We start from the raw sequence: 2,165 nt of genomic DNA on the forward strand, positions 1-2,165 counted from the left end.
GGCGGCCTGACGCACCCCGACGGCGGCATCGCCCTGTTCAACGACGCGGCCCTGGGCATCGAGCCGGGCCATGCGGAGCTTGCGGCGTATCACGAACGCCTGGGCGGCGAGCCGGTGCAGGCCGGCCACGGGCGGGTGCTGTCCTTCCCCGGGAGCGGCTACTGCCGCCTCTCGCCGCGCCCCGGGGACGTTCTGATCATGGACTGTGGCCCCATCGGCCCGGACTACCAGCCCGGTCACGCTCATTGCGACACCCTGAGCTTTGAGATGTCCCTGGACGGACGCCGGGTTATCGTCGATTCGGGGTGCCGCCAGTACGTGGACGGGGACATCCGGCGCTACAACCGGGGCGGCGTGGGGCACAACGGGCTCATCATCGACCGCGTAGACCAGTCCGAGGTCTGGGGCGCGCACCGGGTCGGGCGGCGGGCCCATCCCGTCCATGCGCTGGCCCGCGAGGACGGGAGCACGCTGTTCTGCGAGGGCGCCCACGACGGCTACGCGCACCTGAGCGGATCGCCGATGCACCATCGCCGCATCGCCTGGAGCGGGAACCGGATCGAGATCCGCGACCGGGTCGAGGGCCGGGGGCGGCACGAAGTGGAGCTGCGCCTGCACCTGCATCCGGGCATGCCCTTCGCACCCAACGGTAAGGGCGTGCTGCTGGGCGACAACCTGCGGATCACGTCCCTGCACGGCCCCCTGGCCGTGGAGCGCGGCTGGTACTGCCCGGAATTCGGCCGCCAGGAAACCTGCCCGGTCCTCTATGTGCGCCAGACAGCCAGTCTGCCTTGGGAGGGTGGGTTCGTGCTGGAGAGGGTGGGGGATTGAGGTGGGCTGGGGTCCGCATATTTGTCGAAACCAGGGATGCCAGGATCAGATCTTGAATCTGAAATTGCAGTTGAAAGGCACGACAGCGTCATCGATAAAGACATGCTGATGCGTCATTGCGAGAAGCCACGCTCTGCGTGGGAGTCTTCGACGTGGCAATCCATGCTTATCTGCTCATTGCAGTAATTCGGCATGAAGATGTATTGCAGGAGGGGTCAGTAGAAATCTGGCGATGCATGTACGCTTCAGGCGGACACGCCAAAAAAAGCCCCTTGTCGGGGCTAATCAAAAAGGTTTTTCGCTGCGCTTAATGCTTCTTGCAGTTTTGCAGGCTCAAGCTCGTCAATTTTCTTGAAAAGAACACGTTCTTCACAGGTAACAATTCTATCGAGACGGATCGCTCCAGGACGGACAGCGGCATTTCGCGTATCGCTCGGAGATATTGATACCGCGTATTGCGAGCGGGAGGGTTGAGTGGTGAGCATGCAAACGATGCAGTCGTCACCAGGGAGGGAGTTCAGCACGAGAACCGGTCGTACTTTTGAATTCTTCAGATCCGTAAACGGAAACGGCATGATGAAGATGTCGCCGCGCCTTGTCACCTATCGCACTCCACCTGCGAAATTCATCATGCACATACCAGTAAGATCTTGGTCGGAATCATTGTCCATGTCCTTCCACATTTCTTCGATCATCCTGGCCGAAATGCTTTCAAGAAGATCTGCCGCCTGCCCAGAGGTAGGAAGAATCTCGAGCGCCGCCTTTGCCTGGGCAAACGCCTCGCAATATTGACCGGTCATCGCCAGAGATTGCGCGAAGTTGAACCGCGTCTTGAATGTGCCGCCGTTCGCGTCGAGGGCCTGCGTGTAGTATTTGCGCACCGCGTCCTTGTCCTGCCGAAGTGCACTGATCGCACCCATGACATAAAGGTAGTTGATCCAGTCAACATCCCGGGATGTCGCTGCCGACTTTTCGAGGCGCGAAAGCGTGAACTCGTCTACGTCGCCTTGAGCGGCCCTGATGGCGAGTTCGTCTAACACCTTCTGGGCCATGGATTCTTCTTGCGGAACATGAGGGCACATGGTCCTTGGCTATAACAGGGGGCAACCGCAGTCAACGAGGAGCCCTTTTCCTAAATGAAGCGAGGCACGCTTTTAGACTTGATGCCTGTCGATGCCATTCGTCCCGGCAAAACCTACGTAATCCATCCGACTATCCCTTCTCCATACGTGCTTTTCCCGCAATTGCGGAAGTTCACCGGCATCGCATTCCCAAGGTACTGTCGCGCGGAACCGGATCGCGTGGCCGCATCTTCCGATTCGCGGGCGATGCCG

Annotated in this window: 3 protein-coding genes; 1 reads left to right on the top strand and 2 read right to left on the bottom strand. The window is 60.1% G+C overall.

What is annotated here, in order from left to right; genetic code table 11:
- The coding region (locus EOL86_14050; GenBank protein NCD26696.1) for a heparinase at positions 1-831 on the top strand (831 nt) is incomplete at its 5' end.
- 281 nt (positions 832-1,112) lie between these two features.
- Here the strand turns inward: EOL86_14050 and EOL86_14055 are convergent.
- Positions 1,113-1,433, bottom strand: coding sequence for a type II toxin-antitoxin system PemK/MazF family toxin (locus EOL86_14055; GenBank protein NCD26697.1), 321 nt, complete (start codon positions 1,431-1,433; stop codon positions 1,113-1,115).
- Positions 1,434-1,883: a hypothetical protein gene (locus tag EOL86_14060; GenBank protein ID NCD26698.1), complete on the bottom strand. Its 450-nt coding sequence runs from the start codon at positions 1,881-1,883 to the stop codon at positions 1,434-1,436.
- Positions 1,884-2,165: the final 282 nt, after the last annotated feature.

This window comes from Deltaproteobacteria bacterium, from assembly GCA_009930495.1.
Taxonomy (GTDB): Bacteria; Desulfobacterota; Desulfovibrionia; order Desulfovibrionales; family Desulfomicrobiaceae; genus Desulfomicrobium.